This is a genomic window from Paenibacillus sp. FSL M7-0656 (assembly GCF_038003225.1).
Lineage (GTDB): Bacteria > Bacillota > Bacilli > Paenibacillales > Paenibacillaceae > Paenibacillus > Paenibacillus amylolyticus.
The window spans coordinates 3,394,847-3,416,697 of record NZ_JBBOOT010000001.1 but is presented as its reverse complement, the minus strand read 5'-3'; the positions used below and the strand labels follow the sequence as shown (position 1 = coordinate 3,416,697).

The window sequence follows — 21,851 nt, the reverse complement described above, 5'->3', positions numbered from 1 at the left end:
TTACACCAAAGTTCGAAGCAGCTGCCATACAGTCGCTATCGCTTTCCAATAGAGCTTGGCCACTTGTGGGCAGATGAAGATCTCCATTGCTGGCGCATTGTTATCTAAATGAAGCGTTTGGTTCATCGCTGCATGCCATACATAAGACGCCTTTCGCGCTGCGCTGCGAACGAGGCGTCTTTCCACGATCATACACTTGAACCAGCATCTTGTTGCCAAGCTTTTCTGTTCGAAATTTCATATTTAGAGGCATTTGGTAATCCTGTTTTGAGATGTCGAAAAAAGGAGTTTCGCCTTTCCTTGACGGTATGTTTTGTCGTTGCGTATAATTAGTTTCATTGAATTGAGGGAGGCACGGTTATGAATAAACAGAATGAAATTGTAGTTGTCCTTGACTTCGGGGGTCAATACAATCAGTTAATCGCCAGAAGAATCCGGGATCTTGGCGTATACAGCGAGCTTTTGCCGTATAACACACCGGCGGAAAAGATCGCAGAAATGGCACCAAAAGGAATCGTATTTTCAGGTGGGCCGTCCAGCGTATACGCTGAGAATGCTCCACACGTGGACCCAGGTGTCTATGACCTAGGCTTGCCAATCTTCGGTATCTGCTACGGAATGCAGCTTATGGCCCAACAGCTCGAAGGTAAAGTAGAACGTTCCGAGAAGCGAGAGTACGGTAAAGCAGACCTTGAGTTTGCCGCTGGATCTACATTGGCAAAAGGCATTGAAGGCGAACATACGGTATGGATGAGTCACGGTGACCACGTGGTTACACTTCCTCCAGGTTTCAAATTGGATGCAGGTACGGAAAGTGCGCCAATCGCTGCCATGAGTGACGATGAGCGTAAATTGTATGCTGTTCAGTTCCATCCGGAGGTACGTCACTCTGTTCGCGGTAACGACATGATTCGTAACTTCCTGTTCGAAATCTGTGGTTGCGAAGGCAACTGGACGATGGAGACATTCATTGATGACACCATCAGAGACATTCGTGAAAAAGTGGGCGACAGTAAAGTACTGTGTGCACTGAGCGGCGGTGTAGATTCTTCCGTTGTAGCTGCATTGCTTCACAAAGCCATTGGTGATCAACTGACATGTATGTTTATCGACCACGGTCTGTTGCGTAAAGGTGAAGCAGAAAGTGTAATGGAGACGTTTGTCGGCAAATTCGACATGAAAGTTGTCAAAATTGATGCACAAGAGCGCTTCATGTCCAAACTGGCTGGCGTGGATGATCCAGAACAAAAACGTAAAATCATCGGTAACGAGTTTATTTACGTATTTGATGAAGAGTCCAAGCAGTTCGATGATTTTGCATTCCTGGCACAAGGTACACTGTATACGGACATCGTAGAAAGTGGTACAGCGACTGCACAGACCATCAAATCCCACCACAACGTGGGCGGTCTGCCTGAGGACATGAACTTCAAACTGATCGAGCCACTGAGCACGTTGTTCAAGGATGAAGTACGTAAAGTCGGTACCGAGTGTGGCTTGCCGGACGAAATTGTACACCGTCAGCCATTCCCTGGTCCGGGTCTTGCGATCCGTGTGCTTGGTGAGGTTACCGAAGAGAAACTTACCATCGTTCGTGATTCAGACTACATCCTGCGTGAAGAGATTGCCAAAGCCGGTCTCGACCGCGAAATCTGGCAGTACTTCACAGCCCTGCCTAACATGAAGAGTGTCGGCGTTATGGGTGATGCACGTACGTATTCCTACACTGTAGGTATCCGTGCTGTAACATCCATCGACGGTATGACTGCGGACTGGGCACGTATCCCTTGGGATGTGCTGGAGAAAATCTCCGTACGGATCGTTAACGAAGTTGATAACGTAAACCGTATCGTCTATGACGTAACTTCCAAACCACCTGCAACAATCGAGTGGGAATAGGGTATAGACTCTTAACGATAGATTATAAAAAATGCTCTTTTATCTGCGGTATTTCGCAAATAAAAGGGCGTTTTTTTATTAAGAAGAATATTGTGATCAAATTTTTGTAGGGCTACTTTTTTTACAAGTAATAAACTTTCAAAATTAATCCCATTTTAAAGTTGACTTCATGATCCTTTCAGGTCGGGCCTGTACAATAAGTACATACTAAGAGCTATATGGCTACTGAAAGGAGAATTGAATGTATGCGTAAAACCGACTATATGAGCAAATGGAAGATGGGCATTGGGAGTGCGTTTCTGATGGTGATGCTTGCAGGATGCGGTTCAGGAATGCAAGATCTGGCTTCCGGTTCGGGGGACTTTCCATTTGTGAACTTAGAGGCAACGGATGCTTCTTCCGATCAGACCAGAAACCAGGAATTATCCTCTGACTCAACAACGAACGCAAATCAGGAACAACAAGAGGTACAAGATGCTCCGCAGACAGAGATATAATTAACATAGGACTGATCTGGTAAAAAATAGCCCCGGAACATGTCGCAAATTGCTCCATATACCTAATGAGTATAAGCCTTCGGAATACGAGACATCGTTATTCCTAGATCATCATTCACCTGATTGCTAAAACGCATCAGAAATATAAGCTAGCCTGATTAGAGCGCTTCTGCTCTTTGATCAGGCTAGCTTTTTATGTTATCCTGCTGAACTTTCAGTCTGAAAGAATGGACATATCCCATTGAGATTACACCGAAAAAAGCGTATTCAATTGGGTTGTAAACCGCTGAACTGGTTCAATCTGTTAAATAATACGAACGATATTCTAAAATCGTGATATTAATATTCGTTTTTCTCATTGACAAAAACATACTGCCCTCCTAAAATAGTGATGGGAAACAAACAAATAGCGCATACTTATTCGTATAATCCTGGGGATTGGCCCGGGAGTCTCTACGAGATCACCCTAATGATCTGGCTACGAAGAGGAGAAGGCTAAGCACATGAATTCTACATGATTGCGGGGACATCACGCACATTAGAATTTTTTTTGTTCTTAGTAAAGGCATCATGCCACTCCTTGTCAGCTGAACCCTGGGTGAAGAATCTTCATCAGGGTCATTTGTCGTTTTTCAATATGGCTTCAACATCTCTAAGGGGGAGTTAGTAATTATGGATCGTTTCTTTAAATTAAAAGAAAACGGAACAAACGTTAGAACGGAGATTGTTGCGGGTCTCACTACGTTTATGACAATGGCTTACATTCTTTTTGTAAATACGTTGTTCTTGGGACAAGCCGGTGCGGGGATGTCGGATAATGCAGTATTCTTTGCAACAGCCGTCGGCGCCGGATTAATGACTATTATTATGGGATTGTTCGTGAATATTCCGATCGCACTTGCACCAGGTATGGGGCTGAATGCGTACTTCATGACTGTCGTTCTAAGTTCGAATGGAGCGATTACTTGGCAAGCAGCTCTCGGAGCGGTATTCCTTTCCGGTATTGTGTTCATTATTTTGACCGTGACGAAGATTCGTCAAATGCTGCTTGTTGCAGTTCCGCAGTCAATCAAAATGGCCATTACGGTGGGTATCGGTCTCTTTATTACCATTATTGGTTTCAAACTTGCTAATCTCGTGGCTGTAACAGTTAATGTTGCACCAGACGCAGATCTGAGTCAGCCGATTCCGGGTAGCAGTTTTAACTTGTCATTGGGCAACTTTGTAACACATCACGATGCGTTGCTGGCCCTGATTGGTTTGCTCCTTATTGCTATTCTGATGGTTATGCGCGTCAAAGGCGCTCTGCTGATCGGGATCGTAGCAACAACGCTGATTGGTATTCCGATGGGAGTTACGAATCTGAGTGGTCTTTCAGGCGCAAGCTGGTTGCCTAACTTCAGTGATCTGGCGGTTGGACAGCTGGATTTGAAAGGTGCCATCAGTCTCGGATTGTTCGAGATCATCTTCATCTTTACCTTCGTTGAATTGTTCGACACGTTTGGTACGATGGTAGGTACTGCAACACGTATGGGGATTATGAAGGATAAGAAAAAAGGCGAGAAAACGATCGGTAAAGCGATGCTCGTCGATGCAGTTGGTGTCAGCGCAGGTGCTGCACTAGGTACAAGTACCATTACTGCATACGTTGAAAGTGCTTCAGGTGTTGAGGCAGGTGGACGTACAGGACTGACTTCGGTAACGACAGGTTTGTTGTTCATTTTGGCCCTGTTTATCGCACCGCTTGCGCTGGTTGTTCCATCCGCTGCGACGGCTCCGGCATTGATCATCGTGGGTGTACTTATGATGAGTCAAGTGCGCAGCATTGAGTGGGATGATTTCCTGCAAGCTTTCCCTGCATTCCTTACCATTGTATTGATGCCTTTCACAGGTGGAATCGCAAACGGAATCTCCGCAGGTATCGTATCTTATGTGATTCTGGCGGTGTTCAGTAACTTGGTTACAGAGCGTAAAGTGAAAATTCACTGGCTTATGTGGATTTTGGCGCTCATTGTAGTTTGCCGATACGTATTTATTGGCGGGGAGTAAGCGTACATTAGGTTTAATGAAGAATACGGAGATAAGTTTGATACCTTATATATGAAAGAAGCGGAAGCCACGGGATTAGACCCGGAGCTTTCGCTTTTTTTGTATTCTTTTCTTGAGCAAAATGAATTTCAAAAATGTTTTCCTTCTATATAGAAGGAATGAGTATAATGATTTATGATTTGTTGGTTGTTTATCCAATGAAATTATCGGTTAATAGGTTCTATAACGCGATGAGTCTGTACTGTATACAACTTGATTTCTCTATAATTGGATTAGGAATTATATGAAAAACCTTTTTTAATTACTCCGATCATTAAAGTTAGTGCGCAGATGTATCATTTAGCCGGCTATAAGGAGATACTTGTTAAAAGGACTACAGGGTGCTCATTTTATAAGAATTTAATGTTTATCGAAAAAAGACTTGCGTTCCATAACTGTACATGGTATATTCTATTTCCGGCCAAAAAAACACGAGATACACGGTGCGGCAAGCGATTGAAATAAGCTTCGAAAGAAACTTAAAAAAAGAGCTTGCAAAGTTGGTTCGGACATGATATTATATAAGAGTTGCTGAAGAGAACAACATTCGGTAACAAAACGAGTTTGATCTTTGAAAACTGAACAACGAGTGAGTAAACATTCTGCTTGCAGAATGAACGCAAAAGTTTGAGACAAGCCTTGGCTTGGATCGACTGGAGCACAAATGAGATTTTTAATCTCGTCAGATTCAAAATGAGCTTATCGCTCTTTTCAATACTTTATTGGAGAGTTTGATCCTGGCTCAGGACGAACGCTGGCGGCATGCCTAATACATGCAAGTCGAGCGGAGTTGATAGGAAGCTTGCTTTCTTGATACTTAGCGGCGGACGGGTGAGTAACACGTAGGCAACCTGCCCTCAAGTTTGGGACAACTACCGGAAACGGTAGCTAATACCGAATAATTGTTTTCTTCGCCTGAAGGAAACTGGAAAGACGGAGCAATCTGTCACTTGGGGATGGGCCTGCGGCGCATTAGCTAGTTGGTGAGGTAACGGCTCACCAAGGCGACGATGCGTAGCCGACCTGAGAGGGTGATCGGCCACACTGGGACTGAGACACGGCCCAGACTCCTACGGGAGGCAGCAGTAGGGAATCTTCCGCAATGGGCGAAAGCCTGACGGAGCAATGCCGCGTGAGTGATGAAGGTTTTCGGATCGTAAAGCTCTGTTGCCAGGGAAGAACGCTTGGGAGAGTAACTGCTCTCAAGGTGACGGTACCTGAGAAGAAAGCCCCGGCTAACTACGTGCCAGCAGCCGCGGTAATACGTAGGGGGCAAGCGTTGTCCGGAATTATTGGGCGTAAAGCGCGCGCAGGCGGTCATTTAAGTCTGGTGTTTAATCCCGGGGCTCAACCCCGGATCGCACTGGAAACTGGGTGACTTGAGTGCAGAAGAGGAGAGTGGAATTCCACGTGTAGCGGTGAAATGCGTAGATATGTGGAGGAACACCAGTGGCGAAGGCGACTCTCTGGGCTGTAACTGACGCTGAGGCGCGAAAGCGTGGGGAGCAAACAGGATTAGATACCCTGGTAGTCCACGCCGTAAACGATGAGTGCTAGGTGTTAGGGGTTTCGATACCCTTGGTGCCGAAGTTAACACATTAAGCACTCCGCCTGGGGAGTACGGTCGCAAGACTGAAACTCAAAGGAATTGACGGGGACCCGCACAAGCAGTGGAGTATGTGGTTTAATTCGAAGCAACGCGAAGAACCTTACCAGGTCTTGACATCCCTCTGATCGATGCAGAGATGTATCTTTCCTTCGGGACAGAGGAGACAGGTGGTGCATGGTTGTCGTCAGCTCGTGTCGTGAGATGTTGGGTTAAGTCCCGCAACGAGCGCAACCCTTATATTTAGTTGCCAGCACTTCGGGTGGGCACTCTAGATAGACTGCCGGTGACAAACCGGAGGAAGGTGGGGATGACGTCAAATCATCATGCCCCTTATGACCTGGGCTACACACGTACTACAATGGCCGGTACAACGGGCTGCGAAATCGCGAGATGGAGCCAATCCCAACAAAGCCGGTCTCAGTTCGGATTGCAGGCTGCAACTCGCCTGCATGAAGTCGGAATTGCTAGTAATCGCGGATCAGCATGCCGCGGTGAATACGTTCCCGGGTCTTGTACACACCGCCCGTCACACCACGAGAGTTTATAACACCCGAAGTCGGTGGGGTAACCGCAAGGAGCCAGCCGCCGAAGGTGGGATAGATGATTGGGGTGAAGTCGTAACAAGGTAGCCGTATCGGAAGGTGCGGCTGGATCACCTCCTTTCTATGGAGAATCGTTTCCTGCAACGGAAACATTCAAATATGCAGCTTAGCTGCAAAACACTCACTCGTTGTTCGGTTTTGAGAGCTCAAACTCTCAAAACAGCTTGCTTTTGCATGGAGCTTGTTCTTTGAAAACTAGATATCGAAACGAAACAAACGCGAATTAGAACATTCCTTTAAGCTGAACTTGTGCAAACAAGTCAAGTGTATAAAGGTAGTTAAATTGCTTTTGTGAGGGTATCGGGTGAGAGCGACTTTTGGCTTTGCGCAAGCAAAACAAGGGAAGCGAGCGACCGAAACCGGAACAAAATGGTTAAGCTACTAAGAGCACACGGAGGATGCCTAGGCGCTAGGAGCCGATGAAGGACGTGGCGAACAACGAAACTGCCTCGGGGAGCTGTAAGCAAGCTTTGATCCGGGGGTGTCCGAATGGGGAAACCCAGCTGGGGTAATTTCCAGTTACTCATAACTGAATACATAGGTTATGCAGAGGCATACCAGGGGAACTGAAACATCTAAGTACCCTGAGGAAGAGAAAACAATAGTGATTCCGTCAGTAGCGGCGAGCGAACGCGGAGAAGCCCAAACCAGAGAGCTTGCTCTTTGGGGTTGTGGGACGTCTCACATGGAGTTACAAAGGAACCGGTTAAGCGAAGAGGTCTGGAAAGGCCCGCCAAAGAAGGTAAAAGCCCTGTAGTTGAAAGTCTGTTCCCTCCGAGACGGATCCCGAGTAGTGCGGGGCACGTGAAACCCCGTATGAATCCGGCAGGACCATCTGCCAAGGCTAAATACTTCCTAGCGACCGATAGTGAAGCAGTACCGTGAGGGAAAGGTGAAAAGCACCCCGGAAGGGGAGTGAAATAGAACCTGAAACCGTGTGCTTACAAAAAGTCAGAGCCCGTTTTAGGGGTGATGGCGTGCCTTTTGTAGAATGAACCGGCGAGTTACGTTCCCGTGCAAGGTTAAGGTGAAGAGCCGGAGCCGCAGCGAAAGCGAGTCTGAATAGGGCGAGTTAGTACGTGGACGTAGACCCGAAACCGGGTGATCTACCCCTGTCCAGGGTGAAGGTGCGGTAACACGCACTGGAGGCCCGAACCCACGCATGTTGAAAAATGCGGGGATGAGGTGGGGGTAGCGGAGAAATTCCAATCGAACTCGGAGATAGCTGGTTCTCCCCGAAATAGCTTTAGGGCTAGCCTCGGAAAACAGAGTCGTGGAGGTAGAGCACTGATTGGGTGCGGGGCCCGCAAGGGTTACCAAGCTCAGTCAAACTCCGAATGCCATAGACTTACTTCCGGGAGTCAGACAGTGAGTGCTAAGATCCATTGTCAAAAGGGAAACAGCCCAGACCATCAGCTAAGGTCCCCAAGTGTGTGTTAAGTGGGAAAGGATGTGGAGTTGCACAGACAACCAGGATGTTGGCTTAGAAGCAGCCATCATTGAAAGAGTGCGTAATAGCTCACTGGTCGAGTGACTCTGCGCCGAAAATGTAACGGGGCTAAACACACCACCGAAGCTATGGCTTGATGCTTTGCATCAGGGGTAGGGGAGCGTTGTATAAGGGTTGAAGGTGTACCGTAAGGAGCGCTGGACATTATACAAGTGAGAATGCCGGTATGAGTAACGAAAAGATCAGTGAGAATCTGATCCGCCGAAAGCCTAAGGGTTCCTGAGGAAGGCTCGTCCGCTCAGGGTAAGTCGGGACCTAAGGCGAGGCCGAAAGGCGTAGTCGAAGGACAACAGGTCGAAATTCCTGTACCACCGTAAGCCGTTATGAGCAATGGGGGGACGCAGTAGGGTAGTGACGCGGACTGATGGATGTCCGTCTAAGCAGTAAGGCTGATGTGTAGGCAAATCCGCACATTGTAAGGCTGAGCTGTGATGGGGAGCGAAAATTATAGTAGCGAAGGTCATGATCTCACACTGCCAAGAAAAGCCTCTAGCCAGGTGATGGTGCCCGTACCGCAAACCGACACAGGTAGGCGAGAAGAGTATTCTAAGGCGCGCGGAAGAACTCTCGTTAAGGAACTCGGCAAAATGACCCCGTAACTTCGGGAGAAGGGGTGCCCCGGTAGTGTGAATAGCACGAGGGGGCCGCAGTGAAAAGGCCCAAGCGACTGTTTAGCAAAAACACAGGTCTGTGCGAAGCCGTAAGGCGAAGTATACGGGCTGACGCCTGCCCGGTGCTGGAAGGTTAAGGGGAGTGGTTAGGAGCAATCCGAAGCTGTGAACCGAAGCCCCAGTAAACGGCGGCCGTAACTATAACGGTCCTAAGGTAGCGAAATTCCTTGTCAGGTAAATTCTGACCCGCACGAATGGCGTAACGACTTGGGCGCTGTCTCAACGAGAGATCCGGTGAAATTTTAATACCTGTGAAGATGCAGGTTACCCGCGACAAGACGGAAAGACCCCATGGAGCTTTACTGCAGCTTGATATTGAATTTGGGTACGATCTGTACAGGATAGGTGGGAGCCTTTGAAACGTGAGCGCCAGCTTGCGTGGAGGCAACGTTGGGATACCACCCTGATCGTATCTAGGTTCTAACCTGGTACCGTAATCCGGTGCGGGGACAGTGTCAGGTGGGCAGTTTGACTGGGGCGGTCGCCTCCTAAAGAGTAACGGAGGCGCCCAAAGGTTCCCTCAGAATGGTTGGAAATCATTCGAAGAGTGCAAAGGCATAAGGGAGCTTGACTGCGAGACCTACAAGTCGAGCAGGGACGAAAGTCGGGCTTAGTGATCCGGTGGTACCGCATGGAAGGGCCATCGCTCAACGGATAAAAGCTACCCTGGGGATAACAGGCTTATCTCCCCCAAGAGTCCACATCGACGGGGAGGTTTGGCACCTCGATGTCGGCTCATCGCATCCTGGGGCTGAAGTAGGTCCCAAGGGTTGGGCTGTTCGCCCATTAAAGCGGTACGCGAGCTGGGTTCAGAACGTCGTGAGACAGTTCGGTCCCTATCTGTCGTGGGCGTAGGAAATTTGAGAGGAGCTGTCCTTAGTACGAGAGGACCGGGATGGACGTACCGCTGGTGTACCAGTTGTTCCGCCAGGAGCACCGCTGGGTAGCTATGTACGGACGGGATAAACGCTGAAAGCATCTAAGCGTGAAGCCCCCCTCAAGATGAGATTTCCCAGTATGTAAGACCCCTTGAAGACGACGAGGTAGATAGGCTGGGGGTGGAAGTGCAGCAATGCATGGAGCTGACCAGTACTAATCGGTCGAGGGCTTATCCAATAGCAAGTGATAATTCGCATGTTTCGTTTCGAATCTAGTTTTCAGAGAACGATCTCTGAAATGTAAGCTAAGCTATGCGTTTGGTGGCGATGGCGGAGGGGTTCCACACGTACCCATCCCGAACACGACCGTTAAGCCCTCTAGCGCCGATGGTACTTGGACCGCAGGGTCCTGGGAGAGTAGGACGCCGCCAAGCAATCTAAAGACACACTTGATGATATCGAGTGTGTCTTTTTTATTTTAATCCTAAATACTTATATAAATCTTAACAGCCCTGGTAAATAACCAAGGCTGTTTACTATTTCAATATTTATGAGAATGTTAAATAACTTTAAAAGGATCATTTCTTCTCTATCATCGATTTAAGTACAACATCTGTCTATACTTTCATTTGGTTGCAAGCCTCCCCAAGGATTGTAAGGGAGTTCTGCAATGCATGCTGGGTTTCCGAATCAATGATGACGCCTTGTTTGTTCATTTTCAATGTAATATGAGGAATGGTTAAACAGCCCTCCTGTAGAACTTGTGCATTAATCATGTTTAGTGTGAGCAATAAGGAAGCATGGGCTTTGTCACCTCCCATGGGGCTTGGGGAAGCAGCAATGACAATGGTGGGTTTATTGAGCCATTCTCCAGAAGATACAACCCAATCTAGTGCGTTTTTTAAGACCCCAGGAACGCCGTTTCCATACTCTGGCGTGCAGATAAGGACACCGTCCGAATGCTTAAGTTGGGCTCTCAAGTTCTGTACGGACACTGGACCCTCCTCGACATCGAGGTCAGGGTTAAAATGTGGCAGATCATTTAATCCATCATATACTTCAAACTTAAGGTTAGTGTGAGCCAGTTTAATCATGGCGTGCATTAGTAACGTATTGGAGGACTGATTGCGCAGACTTCCGGAAATGGCAAGGATATTTAATTCTTTTTTCATGGATATAGATCAACTCTATTCTTTAGTAATGTAGGGCAATTTGTTTATTTTCCTCCTGTTTGAATGAGCTGTCTATAAAAAACGCATATAATTAAGGCATTCTTCATGTTAGTCAGGGAATATCCACAATTCTTCATCAAAAATGCATGCCATCGTTTGTATTACTCTGGGTAATAGAATGAAGAGATCACTTTAAAATAAACAACTAACGAAAGAATCATAATAAATATTTTATAAAATTAGTACCAAGTACTAAGACTTAGTGCTATAATGGTAAAAAACAAGTGAGGTGACTACCGGTATGAATCATCAATCAAAGGCAACCATCACGGCAATGGGGACGTATGTACCGGATCGAATATTAACGAATGCTGATCTGGAGAAATTGGTCGAGACAAGTGACGAATGGATTGTACAGCGTACTGGTATGAGAGAACGGCGAATTGCAGCTGAAGATCAGTTTGTATCTGACTTGGCTACGAAGGCTGTAGAAGATATGATACATCGTTATGATGTAAGTGTAGAAGATGTGGATATGATCCTTGTGGCTACAAGTACACCTGAATATGCTTTCCCAAGTACGGCATCCAGAGTACAGGCTAATCTTAAGATCCCACACACGGGTGTACTGGATTTAAATGCTGCATGCGCAGGTTTTACCTACGGATTACAGCTAGCCGACAGTCTGGTGACCAGTGGAATGTACCGCAAAGTACTGGTAATTGGAGCAGAGACATTATCCAAAATTACGGATTACACAGACCGCACGACTTGTGTACTGTTTGGTGATGGAGCGGGGGCCTTCTTGGTGGAGAGATCATCGGGTGCTGAAGGTGACTTTATGGCAGCCATATCAGGTACACATGGAGAAGGCGGTGTACATCTCTATAAGAGTGGTCTGTCTTCGGAGATGAATGGTGTGCCTTTACAGGGCGAAGGTTGTTTAGTTCAGAATGGGCGAGAGATTTATAAGTGGGCTGTACGGACGATTCCAGAGCAATTGGGTAAACTTATAACGAAAGCTGAATTAAGCCCTGACCAGATTGACTGGTTTGTCCCGCATAGTGCCAACATGAGAATGATTGAAGCTGTTTGCGAACGTGGTCCGGTTCCTTTGGAACGTACTTTAACCAGTGTCGAGTATCGTGGGAACACATCTGCTGCTTCCATTCCGCTTGCTTTACAGCTTGCAGTGGATGAAGGGAAGTTGAAAGAAGGACAGAGCTTAGCTCTCTTTGGCTTTGGCGGTGGTCTGACATACGCAGGTTTGGTGCTGAAATGGGGCGTGCCGGACAGAGTTCAGTAATGAATAACATCGACTGTATGCAACATAAAAATAAATAGAGAAATTAAAAGAGACCACCCAAACTTCATGCAGTCATGAAGAGGGTGGTCTCTTTAGTGGGTTAACTCGTTTCAAAAAAGTGATATAATTGCATCTATTTTTTGTGTTAACGAGAATTATTTAATCCCATAAATATTTTACGGCGTGAGCTTAGGCGCTTGGCGGTGATGTGTACCTTGTTCGTAGCTGTAAGCCAGCTTGATCAAGGTTCCTTCATCAAAGGCGCGACCCAGGAATTCCATACCTACTGGCAAACCATCAGTTGTGAAACCGGCAGGTACAGTGATGGCCGGGAAGCCGGAGAATGGACTCAGACGGTTGTTACCACCGGAGTTTTGTCCTTCGCCAATAACACCAGCGGCTTGTGTGGACGTAGGATAGATGATGGCATCTAGATTATTATCTGCCATAACTTTTAGCAGGGACTCACGTGTAACTTGGGTACGTTTCAGGACGATGTCCTTGTATTCGGTAGTCTCCAACGTTTGGCGTGCATCCCGAGTCTTCATGGATTGCTCCTGAGATTTGTCGAACTCTCCGGAAGCGATGATCTCGGACAGACTGTGATATGGAGCGTCTGCACCCAATGAGTCCAGATAGTCATTCAGTTGGAACTTGAATTCATATCCGCTAAGGCTTGGGTATTTGTTGATCTCAGTCAAGTTCGGGATGGAGATGGGAACTGCGGTAGCGCCCAGTGTCTTCAGTTCTTCCACAGCGCTGTTGATCACATCAGCAACGGCTTTTTCTTCAGCTTTGGTACTTGGGATGAGTTCTGTGGCCACACCGATGCGTGCACCTTTCAGTCCGTTTACATCCAAGAAGTCTGTATAGCTGGAAGGGATTTTTCCAACCGCGTAAGCTGTAGAGACATCCTTTTTATCATAGCCGGCTGTAGCATCCAACATGATTGCAGCATCACTAACCGTACGAGCCATAGGTCCACCTACATCCTGTGTCAAAGCCAATGGGATAATGCCTTCACGGCTGGACAGTCCGATGGTTGGACGGATACCTACAAGGCTGTTGAAGCTGGATGGGATTCGGATCGAACCGCCAGTGTCTGTACCCATGCCGGCAGCTGCAAAGTTAGATGCAATGGCAGCACCTGTTCCACCACTTGAGCCACCTGGATAGTGGTCCAGGGCGTAAGGATTAAGTGTTTGTCCACCTAATGAGCTGGATGTCGTGATGCCAAATGCGAATTCATGCAGGTTTGTTTTGCCCAAAATAATGGCGCCAGCTGCTTTGAGTTTCTTCACTTGTTCAGCATCGTGAGCAGGAATGGAATCTTTCAGACAGATACAGCCTGCGGTTGTCGGCATGTCATTGGTATCGAAATTGTCTTTTACCAAAACCGGAACGCCATGCAGAGGCCCGCGGGCACCTTGGGCTGCACGTTCTTCATCCAATTGCTCCGCAATTTGGAGTGCATCCGGGTTCAGCGTTAATACGGCGTTGATGCTTACACTTTGATCATCGTATTTTTCAATGCGGTCCAGATATTTCTGAACCAGCTCTTTTGATGTCAGTTTTCCTTGCGTCATTGCAGTCTGGAGATCCATGATGGTTGCTTCCTCCAGGACAAACGGTTTTATGTAGTTATAAATGCGGTCTTTCAGTATGGAGAGGTCATTCTCGGTAAGTACAGCGTTTGGAAGGAAGAGGGAATCGGTATAACCTTTCATTAGCCCTGCCGTATTCAATGCACCAACAGCACCTGCGAAAGTGGCTTCATCCGGGACATCTTTGAATGATACGGTAGTCGAATCCAGCTTGAGCCATTGTTGCAAGGCGACCGCAGCATCTTTACGTTGTACGGTTGTGCCGGAGAGCTTGTCCATGGTAAAAGGAACACCTGCAAGTGTAGCCGCTTCTTCCATAGCCTGAACAAATGCTACCGGAGTTGCTGGCGCTTTTCCTTTGGATACAGCTGCTACTGTTGTTTTACTCGTAGGCGTTGCCGTTGCGGCTGATGCCGAAGGTACCGTTCCTCCCCATGTTGTGGCAACAACAGCACCTGCCAGTAACAAAGCCCCACTTTTTTTCAATACAGATCCATGATAAGTCATGCATCCACGCTCCCTTCCTGTGTCTCATTGATGTGTGTAGCGATTCTGTTTCTATGCTTTTGCCACATTGTATAGTTATGTCAGGTAATCTTACAAGGTTTATATTTATCCAAAAAAGCGTATACATCAATACTTTACAGTGTTAATACTTACTGATGCTTCTGATTCCGTGTACTCAGGAAAACTATCAAACGAATTAATGTAATTAAAAGTGACATGAATACGACATATTGTTTAAACATGAGGTTACAGGAGGCGAGTAGTTAGGAAGTAGAGATGACAGAGCATACCTTTAGTGTGAAATGATATAATGAAAAGATAGGGATAAAAGAGACATAACGTTCTACCAGAGAGGAAGAGATATGAAGTGAAGACATTGGTACTCGCAGAAAAACCATCTGTAGCACGCGAAATAGCCAGAGTCATGGGTGCGCGTGATAAACATAAAAGTTATATGGAAGGCCCGAAATATATCGTTACCTGGGCGCTTGGACATTTGGTTGGATTAGCTGAACCCGAGGATTACGACAAAAAGTATGCAACATGGAATCTGGAGGACCTACCCATTCTGCCAGATCGTACGAAATTGAAAGTACTTAAAGAGACCAACCATCAATATAAAGCCGTGCAGCAGTTGATGAAACGTCAGGATGTAGGCGAACTGGTCATTGCGACCGATGCAGCACGTGAGGGAGAATTGCTGGCTCGATGGATCATGCAGATGGCGGGGTGGAAAAAAACTTTTAAACGCCTGTGGATTTCATCCCAGACAGATAAGGCGATCAAAGACGGATTTGCTTCGCTGAAGCCAGGCAGTCAGTTCGACCGCCTCTATGAATCTGCACGTTGCCGGGCGGAGGCTGACTGGATGATCGGACTTAACGTGACCCGTGCATTAACCGTTCGTTTCAATGCCCAGTTGTCTGCTGGACGTGTACAAACTCCGACCTTGGGCATGATTATGGACAGGGAAAATGAAATTAACGGTTTCCGCTCGCAGGAGTATGAGACGTTAACGGCAGACATGGGAGGTTTTCAGGCTGTGTGGCGGGCAGCTGGAGGAGATTCACGAATTTTCGACCCTCAAGAAACACAAGAATTGAAGAAACGGGTAGATGGGCGCAAGGGCACGATTGCCCAAGTGAAGAAAAGCGAGAAGGTTGAGCCGCATCCACTGGCATATGATCTGACGGAACTACAACGGGATGCCAACCGGAAGTATGGTTTCTCTGCAAAGCAAACATCAAATGTCCTGCAACGTCTGTATGAACAGCACAAGCTTGTGACGTATCCGCGTACGGACAGTCGATACCTCACTTCGGATATGACAGCTACGTTGAAAGAACGGCTGGATAGTGTAGCTATTGGACCTTATGCGTCTTTGGCACGTCCTTTGCTGCGCAAAAATCTGAATATCACCAAACGTATTGTGGATGACAGTAAAGTTACGGATCACCATGCGATTATCCCAACGGAGCAGACGGTGCTTTTGAATCAATTGAACCCAGAGGAACGCAAACTGTACGATCTGATCGTATGTCGTTTTATCAGCCTATTCTATCCGGCAGCGAAGTACGATTCGGTTGCGATCACGGTTCAGGTGGGGAATGACTCCTTCCATGTTAAAGGTACAACGGTGAAAGAAAGTGGATGGCGTGAAGTATACGGCGGCGATTACAGCGATGATGACGATGACCGTACTGATGATGCAGCAGACCATGAGCGTGCGCTTTTGCCAGATGTGCAGCAAGGGCAGTCCGTGACGGTTCAGCGTTGCCATATTAAAAGTGGACGGACGATGCCGCCCAAACGGTATACCGAAGCTGCTTTGCTTTCCCAGATGGAAAAGCATGGACTCGGCACTCCAGCTACACGTGCGGATATTATCGAGAAGCTGGTCAGTTCCGATACAATAGATCGTCAAGGCAACAGCATGCATCCAACCGGTAAAGGAAAACAGTTGATTGAACTGGCTGCCCCGCAGCTTCGTTCACCGGATCTGACTGCCCGCTGGGAAGCTGAACTGGAACGCATCGCTCGTGGGCAAGGGAAACCGGGGCCGTTCCTGGATGGTATCCGTTCCATGGCGAAAGAGTTGGTGTCCACCGTAAAAGGCAGCAAAGCAGAGTACAAGCCGCATAATGTGTCCAATAGCCATTGCCCGGACTGTAACGCACGGTTGTTGGAGAAGAAAGGCAAGCGCGGCAAGTTTCTTGTATGTCCTACCGAGGACTGCGGGTATCGTCGTTCGGCAGAAAAGAGACTCTCCAATCGTCGTTGTGCGCAGTGCCACAAAAAGATGGAAATCAAAGAAGGTAAGGCGGGGTTATACGTACAATGTCTACCTTGTGGTATTACAGAAACGTTGGATAAGGATAAACAGCATGTGAACAAACGCGATCAGCAAAAGCTGGTGAAACAATATGCGAAGCAGGAGTCCATTGGGTCTAACCTTGGAGATCTGCTGAAGGCGGCTATGGAGAAAAAGGGAGAGTAACACGCTTGAGGGTAGTTGAAGTCGTATAAGATCCTCCGTTTTCAGGCAACGTAAGCCAAGGAGGTGATACCTACATGCCGCATAACAAACCAGAGAAGATCCATAACCAGCAAAACAAAGACAGTATTCGGGAAGAGAGTATCGCTGTGCGCCCGGACAAAGCAGCCAAAAGAGCACCAAGCCTGAACGGTATTCCAAAGCAGGAGTCCTAGGTTAGAGCGAGGTTAGCGTTATTACACAAAATTGCGGTTCCCTATCCGGTGCGTTGAACATGTCTCTGATGAGGACTATAATGGAGACAGGGAGATGTCCCGGGACAGGGGGATCGCTAGAATTATATGCAAACCGGACTTATATTGTGGTTTTTATTTATTAATGTAGTTGGTTATCTGGTGATGTCGGATGATAAGAGGCGTGCACAACAGCGTCGTGACCGTACACCCGAACGGACGTTATTCTTATTAGCATTTATAGGCGGTGCTTTGGGAGTCTGGATCGCGATGTATCGGAAAAGGCATAAGACTAAACATCCCAGCTTCACCATTGGCATTCCGTTGTTGTTGTTCTTAAATGCGGTAATCTATGGTTACTTTATTCAATGAACACATGGAACACATGCGTAACCATTCGAACAAGACTTACGCTGAAGTGAAAGGTGTATCATTCATTCGTATAAATGGTTCATTGTGGTTCCGGAACGTTTAAGGAGTTATATGGTTCTGTTAGTTTATTACATGTCAGACCGAAGCTTGCTTCGCGTGCTCTACATATAAAGGAAGGGACGGGATTCACATGTTATTTTCTAAAATATTAGTGGCTTATGATGGTTCCAAAGCTTCAAATAAAGCACTTGATCGTGCGATTGAGCTAGCTAAAGTGTCCCCAAATGCAGTACTGGATGTCATTCATGCTTTTGATTTCCCACGTGTATTTATTGGTGAGGGACTGGCTCCATTGCCACCTTCACTTAATAATGACTATTACAATCTGGCGGTACAGACAACAGATGAAGCGAAAGAACGAATTCAGGCTGCGGGTGTAACGGCCAATGTGGATCTGATTCAAGGAGCGGCAGCGGAAGTGTTGCTTGATTTTGCCAAAGAAAATGATTCTGATATCATTATTATTGGTAGCCGCGGACTGGGTGGTATTCGGGAATTTGTCCTGGGTAGTGTCAGTCACAATGTGGTTCAGCATGCGCAGGTTCCAGTACTGATCGTAAAATAATGGATGAAGTGTGTACGCACTGAAAAGCAGGAAGCCGGTTGTCTTCGAGAGATTGAAGAGGAGCCGGCTTTCTTTTATGGGATGAAATGGATGGTTAAGCGAATTTGAAGAAGCAATTCCCGAACATTATATTTGTCAATATGTTAAATGTTCGTCTTTAAGTTGACATTAGCTGTAGGGGATTGTTAGAATGTTAGATGTGTCGATCAGGTAAGAATAAGGTCGAGTAGGAACGAAATGTGTAATAAGAGATTACTAAAATGAACGAAGATAGTTTGATAGATATTTGCTCGTATAACGCCGGGAATAGGGCCCGGAAGTATCTACCCGGGAACCGTAAATTTCCGGACTACGAGGAGATACGGCTGAGAGTCGCATGAAACCAGATGCGGACAGCAAGCCCCCTTTTGGCATGCCCAAATGAGGGATACGTATTTCTTGGAGTCCGGTGTCCGGAGAAAATGTGATGTTTTCGCGGGTAGCGGATTTTTTCATTTCACACGTAATAAGAGTTCCTTAATAGTCAGATGTAATCAAAAAAGCGCAGACGGGAGTTGGATGTATTCATGTCACTGCAAGTCGCTGTAATTATGGGCAGCAAGTCGGATTGGGAAACGATGAAACATGCGTGCGAGGTGCTGGACGAACTGGAGATTGGGTATGAGAAAAAGGTGGTCTCTGCCCATCGTACACCGGATCTGATGTTTGAATACGCAGAGCAGGCGATTGATCGAGGATTTAAGGTGATCATTGCAGGGGCAGGCGGGGCAGCACATCTACCCGGTATGGTTGCCGCCAAAACGATGCTTCCAGTCATTGGCGTACCGGTTCAATCCAAAGCATTGAACGGTCTCGATTCCTTGTTGTCCATTGTTCAGATGCCTGGTGGTATTCCCGTCGCAACTGTGGCGATTGGCAAGGCAGGGGCAACCAATGCAGGATTGCTGGCAGCTCAAATGATCGGTGCTTTTGACCCGGATGTCCAACGTCGCTCTGAAGCTCGCCGAGAGCGCATCAAACAAGAAGTACTCGAAAGTAGTGAAGAACTATGAATAGAGCAGGGAACCAATCCGGTATAACAGGAGAGCTAAAAAAAGTCCTGCTGCCCGGGAAAACAACCATCGGCATTCTTGGAGGCGGACAGCTCGGACGGATGATGACGCTCGCAGGAACGGCAATGGGGTATCGATTCGTTACTCTTGATCCCGCTGCGGATGCACCTTGTGGTCAAGTTGCTCGTCAGATTGAAGCTGGTTATGACGATGCCAAAGCTGCACTTGAACTGGCTCGGCAATGCGATGTCATTACGTATGAATTCGAAAATGTGGATGCAGAAGTCGCTGGGCTGCTCGAGCGTGAGTCTTACGTTCCACAAGGAAGTGCGTTACTGTACACCACACAACATCGGTTGCGTGAAAAACGTGCGATCGAAGCTGCTGGAGTAAGAGTCGCGCCTTATCGTGAGATCACAAGTGCGGATACAATGCTTGCTGCTGTTAGCGAACTTGGAGTGCCGTGTGTACTGAAGACGGTGACTGGAGGCTACGATGGCAAAGGTCAACGGGTCATCCGGGAAGCAAGTCAGGCTGTTACGGCATACGAAGAACTTGCGGCTACTGGTGCGGAACTGGTGTTGGAACAATTCATCAAGTTTGAATGCGAAATATCGGTCGTTGTAGCGCGTAGTACAAATGGGGAGATCAAAACGTTCCCGCCAGCGGAGAACATTCATGTGAACAACATTTTGCATGCTTCAATTGTACCGGCTAGAGTTGCCGCAGATATCCAGATTGAAGCGCAAAAGCTGGCAGCAGCGGTGGCAGAATCGATGAAGGCTGTTGGACTGCTGGCTGTGGAACTGTTTGTAGCGGCGGATGGAAGACTGTACGTCAATGAGCTGGCACCAAGACCGCATAATTCTGGTCACTATACGATGGAAGCTTGTGCGACTTCTCAGTTCGAACAACATATCCGTGCCATCTGCGGGTTACCACTTGGGGACACTTCGTTATTGAGTCCGGTTGTTATGGTCAATGTGCTTGGAGAACATCTGGAAGGCATTATCGCCAGAACAGGGCAACCTGATGTAGAAGCGATAGAGCTCGGTGTGATTCCCAAGCTTCACATATATGGTAAAACCGAAGCAAAAACAGGACGTAAGATGGGGCATGTGAATCTGCTCTGTCAGGATGTTGAAGAAGGATTGCAATGGATTGAACAAACTAATCTCTGGAGGAATACAAATTCATGATTGAACGTTATAGCAGACCCGAAATGAGAGCCATCTGGACCGAAGAGAACAAATTCCAATCGTGGCTGGAAGTTGAAATTTGTGCATGTGAGGCGTGGGCCGAACTGGGTGTTATCCCTAAGGAAGAAGCAGCATTGCTTCGTCAGAACGCATCTTTTGACATCGATCGCATCTATGAGATTGAAAAAGAAACACGTCATGACGTTATCGCATTTACACGTACGGTATCTGAAAGTCTGGGTGCGGAGCGGAAATGGGTGCACTACGGACTGACTTCCACGGATGTCGTAGATACGGCTCTAGGTTATGTATTGCGTCAAGCGAATGAGATTCTGGAAAAGGATATCGTGAATTTCATTGAAATTCTTCGTGAAAAAGCATTGGCTTATCAGCACACACCAATGATGGGACGTACGCACGGTGTGCATGCGGAACCAACTACATTTGGACTGAAAATGGCATTGTGGCATGAAGAGATGAAACGGAACCTGGAGCGTTTCCGCCATGCAGCAGACAATGTACAATACGGCAAAATCTCAGGCGCAGTTGGAACATACGCGAACATCGATCCGTTTGTTGAAGAGTTTGTCTGCGAGAAGCTGGGCACGAAACCTGCGCCGATCTCGACTCAAACATTGCAACGTGACCGTCACGCAGAATATATGGCTACACTGGCGTTGATCGCAACGTCCCTGGACAAGTTTGCTACAGAGGTACGTGCGCTACAGAAGAGTGAGTTCCGTGAAGTGGAAGAAGCTTTTGCTAAAGGTCAAAAAGGATCTTCTGCGATGCCACACAAACGTAACCCGATCGGTAGTGAAAACATCTCCGGTCTGTCCCGCGTCATTCGCGGACATATGGTATCCGCATACGAGAACGTAACGCTCTGGCATGAGCGCGACATCTCACATTCTTCTGTAGAACGTATCATTCTACCGGATGCAACGATGCTGCTGAACTACATGCTGAACCGTTTTGGTAACATCGTGAAGAACCTGACGGTATTCCCTGAAAACATGAAACGCAACATGGAGCGCACCTACGGGGTACCATTCTCCGGTCGCATCATGACAAAGCTGATCGACAAAGGTTTCAGCCGCGAGCAAGCATACGATACCGTTCAACCACGTGCGATGCAAGCATGGGAAGAACAACGCCAGTTCCAGGATATCGTGAAATCCACACCGGAAATCACGGAAGTGCTGAACGAAGAAGAAATCGCAGATGCATTCAACCCATCATGGCACCTGAAGCACGTTGACACCATCTTCAAAAAGCTCGGCTTGAACGACTAATATATTAAGGTTTTGAATTATTCTACTCTCTAAAAGTATAGGTTGATTATGTGTTCACGCTGGAACGGAGAAGGCAGAAAAAACCTGAAGAAGCAAAGCGCTCGCCTTTATCCCCGGATTTTCACTTTGCAAAAGTGGAATCAAAAAATCTGGGGATAACAGCGATCGGAAGGTTGTTCTGCATTCGGAGTGGCCCCGCGTGAAGAGGGGAATTGGACGTATACTTTACATCTCCTGA

The 21,851-nt window shown here is 47.3% G+C and carries 14 protein-coding genes, 3 rRNA genes and 2 riboswitches; of the genes, 14 read left to right on the top strand and 3 right to left on the bottom strand.

From position 1 onward, the window contains the following. Entirely contained in the window at positions 1-186 is a 186-nt protein-coding gene (locus tag MHI01_RS15035; protein ID WP_338707739.1) for a hypothetical protein, read from the bottom strand. Between the two features lie 174 nt (positions 187-360). Between MHI01_RS15035 and guaA the strand changes: the two genes are divergently transcribed. The 6 genes from guaA to rrf all read left to right on the top strand — a co-directional run bounded on the left by guaA (position 361) and on the right by rrf (position 10,188). Next, positions 361-1,899 (top strand): glutamine-hydrolyzing GMP synthase, encoded by a 1,539-nt coding sequence (gene guaA / locus MHI01_RS15030; protein ID WP_076329825.1) that lies wholly within the window; start codon positions 361-363, stop codon positions 1,897-1,899. 245 nt (positions 1,900-2,144) lie between these two features. Further along, the gene (locus MHI01_RS15025; protein WP_315939616.1) at positions 2,145-2,396 is read left to right on the top strand and encodes a hypothetical protein; all 252 of its coding nucleotides are present in this window, start codon (positions 2,145-2,147) and stop codon (positions 2,394-2,396) included. A 401-nt stretch (positions 2,397-2,797) separates the two neighbouring features. Then, a riboswitch (purine riboswitch) is annotated at positions 2,798-2,897 on the top strand. Positions 2,898-3,068: 171 nt separating this feature from the next. Next, positions 3,069-4,445: an NCS2 family permease gene (locus MHI01_RS15020; RefSeq protein WP_047841443.1), complete on the top strand. Its 1,377-nt coding sequence runs from the start codon at positions 3,069-3,071 to the stop codon at positions 4,443-4,445. 758 nt (positions 4,446-5,203) lie between these two features. After that, positions 5,204-6,756, top strand: a 16S ribosomal RNA gene (locus MHI01_RS15015). Between the two features lie 310 nt (positions 6,757-7,066). Further along, a 23S ribosomal RNA gene (locus tag MHI01_RS15010) occupies positions 7,067-9,992 on the top strand. 79 nt (positions 9,993-10,071) lie between these two features. Continuing rightward, a 5S ribosomal RNA gene (gene rrf, locus MHI01_RS15005) occupies positions 10,072-10,188 on the top strand. The 16S, 23S and 5S rRNA genes sit together here, the layout of an rRNA operon. Before the next feature lie 183 nt (positions 10,189-10,371). Here the strand turns inward: rrf and MHI01_RS15000 are convergent. Next, on the bottom strand, positions 10,372-10,926 hold the full coding sequence (locus MHI01_RS15000) for an NADPH-dependent FMN reductase (protein WP_036668406.1): 555 nt from the start codon (positions 10,924-10,926) through the stop codon (positions 10,372-10,374). Positions 10,927-11,227: 301 nt separating this feature from the next. On the opposite strand from MHI01_RS15000, the gene MHI01_RS14995 reads away from it, so the two are divergent. Next, positions 11,228-12,232: a ketoacyl-ACP synthase III gene (locus tag MHI01_RS14995; RefSeq protein WP_340983492.1), complete on the top strand. Its 1,005-nt coding sequence runs from the start codon at positions 11,228-11,230 to the stop codon at positions 12,230-12,232. Between the two features lie 176 nt (positions 12,233-12,408). Here MHI01_RS14995 and MHI01_RS14990 read toward each other — a convergent pair whose 3' ends face one another. Then, complete coding sequence (locus MHI01_RS14990; protein ID WP_340983491.1) at positions 12,409-14,343, bottom strand: amidase family protein; 1,935 nt, start codon at positions 14,341-14,343, stop codon at positions 12,409-12,411. A 367-nt stretch (positions 14,344-14,710) separates the two neighbouring features. Between MHI01_RS14990 and MHI01_RS14985 the strand changes: the two genes are divergently transcribed. From MHI01_RS14985 to purB, 7 genes are all read left to right on the top strand, one after another. Next, the gene (locus MHI01_RS14985; protein WP_340983490.1) at positions 14,711-16,840 is read left to right on the top strand and encodes a DNA topoisomerase III; all 2,130 of its coding nucleotides are present in this window, start codon (positions 14,711-14,713) and stop codon (positions 16,838-16,840) included. A 74-nt stretch (positions 16,841-16,914) separates the two neighbouring features. Beyond that, on the top strand, positions 16,915-17,052 hold the full coding sequence (locus MHI01_RS14980; protein ID WP_017690703.1) for a hypothetical protein: 138 nt from the start codon (positions 16,915-16,917) through the stop codon (positions 17,050-17,052). A 126-nt stretch (positions 17,053-17,178) separates the two neighbouring features. After that, positions 17,179-17,442: a DUF1294 domain-containing protein gene (locus MHI01_RS14975; RefSeq protein ID WP_017690702.1), complete on the top strand. Its 264-nt coding sequence runs from the start codon at positions 17,179-17,181 to the stop codon at positions 17,440-17,442. Between the two features lie 190 nt (positions 17,443-17,632). After that, positions 17,633-18,067: a universal stress protein gene (locus MHI01_RS14970; protein WP_047840488.1), complete on the top strand. Its 435-nt coding sequence runs from the start codon at positions 17,633-17,635 to the stop codon at positions 18,065-18,067. 270 nt (positions 18,068-18,337) lie between these two features. Then, a riboswitch (purine riboswitch) is annotated at positions 18,338-18,439 on the top strand. 194 nt (positions 18,440-18,633) lie between these two features. Then, positions 18,634-19,119, top strand: a complete 486-nt coding sequence (purE, locus tag MHI01_RS14965; RefSeq protein WP_017690699.1) for a 5-(carboxyamino)imidazole ribonucleotide mutase — start codon at positions 18,634-18,636, stop codon at positions 19,117-19,119. After that, complete coding sequence (purK, locus tag MHI01_RS14960; RefSeq protein WP_340983489.1) at positions 19,116-20,318, top strand: 5-(carboxyamino)imidazole ribonucleotide synthase; 1,203 nt, start codon at positions 19,116-19,118, stop codon at positions 20,316-20,318. Before purE ends, purK begins: the two co-directional genes overlap by 4 nt. Further along, entirely contained in the window at positions 20,315-21,613 is a 1,299-nt protein-coding gene (gene purB, locus MHI01_RS14955; protein WP_036668399.1) for an adenylosuccinate lyase, read from the top strand. The genes purK and purB overlap by 4 nt, the downstream gene beginning before the upstream one ends. Positions 21,614-21,851 lie beyond the last annotated feature (238 nt).

What these genes read in the sequence shown, in the direction of transcription:
- purE (WP_017690699.1), top strand. Translation starts at nt 18,634, where the DNA reads ATGTCACTGCAAGTCGCTGTAATTATGGGCAGCAAGTCGGATTGGGAA.
- MHI01_RS14975 (WP_017690702.1), top strand. Translation starts at nt 17,179, where the DNA reads ATGCAAACCGGACTTATATTGTGGTTTTTATTTATTAATGTAGTTGGT.
- MHI01_RS14980 (WP_017690703.1), top strand. Translation starts at nt 16,915, where the DNA reads ATGCCGCATAACAAACCAGAGAAGATCCATAACCAGCAAAACAAAGAC.
- purK (WP_340983489.1), top strand. Translation starts at nt 19,116, where the DNA reads ATGAATAGAGCAGGGAACCAATCCGGTATAACAGGAGAGCTAAAAAAA.
- MHI01_RS14990 (WP_340983491.1), bottom strand. Translation starts at nt 14,343, where the DNA reads ATGACTTATCATGGATCTGTATTGAAAAAAAGTGGGGCTTTGTTACTG.
- MHI01_RS15020 (WP_047841443.1), top strand. Translation starts at nt 3,069, where the DNA reads ATGGATCGTTTCTTTAAATTAAAAGAAAACGGAACAAACGTTAGAACG.
- purB (WP_036668399.1), top strand. Translation starts at nt 20,315, where the DNA reads ATGATTGAACGTTATAGCAGACCCGAAATGAGAGCCATCTGGACCGAA.
- MHI01_RS15025 (WP_315939616.1), top strand. Translation starts at nt 2,145, where the DNA reads ATGCGTAAAACCGACTATATGAGCAAATGGAAGATGGGCATTGGGAGT.
- MHI01_RS14970 (WP_047840488.1), top strand. Translation starts at nt 17,633, where the DNA reads ATGTTATTTTCTAAAATATTAGTGGCTTATGATGGTTCCAAAGCTTCA.
- MHI01_RS15000 (WP_036668406.1), bottom strand. Translation starts at nt 10,926, where the DNA reads ATGAAAAAAGAATTAAATATCCTTGCCATTTCCGGAAGTCTGCGCAAT.
- guaA (WP_076329825.1), top strand. Translation starts at nt 361, where the DNA reads ATGAATAAACAGAATGAAATTGTAGTTGTCCTTGACTTCGGGGGTCAA.
- MHI01_RS14995 (WP_340983492.1), top strand. Translation starts at nt 11,228, where the DNA reads ATGAATCATCAATCAAAGGCAACCATCACGGCAATGGGGACGTATGTA.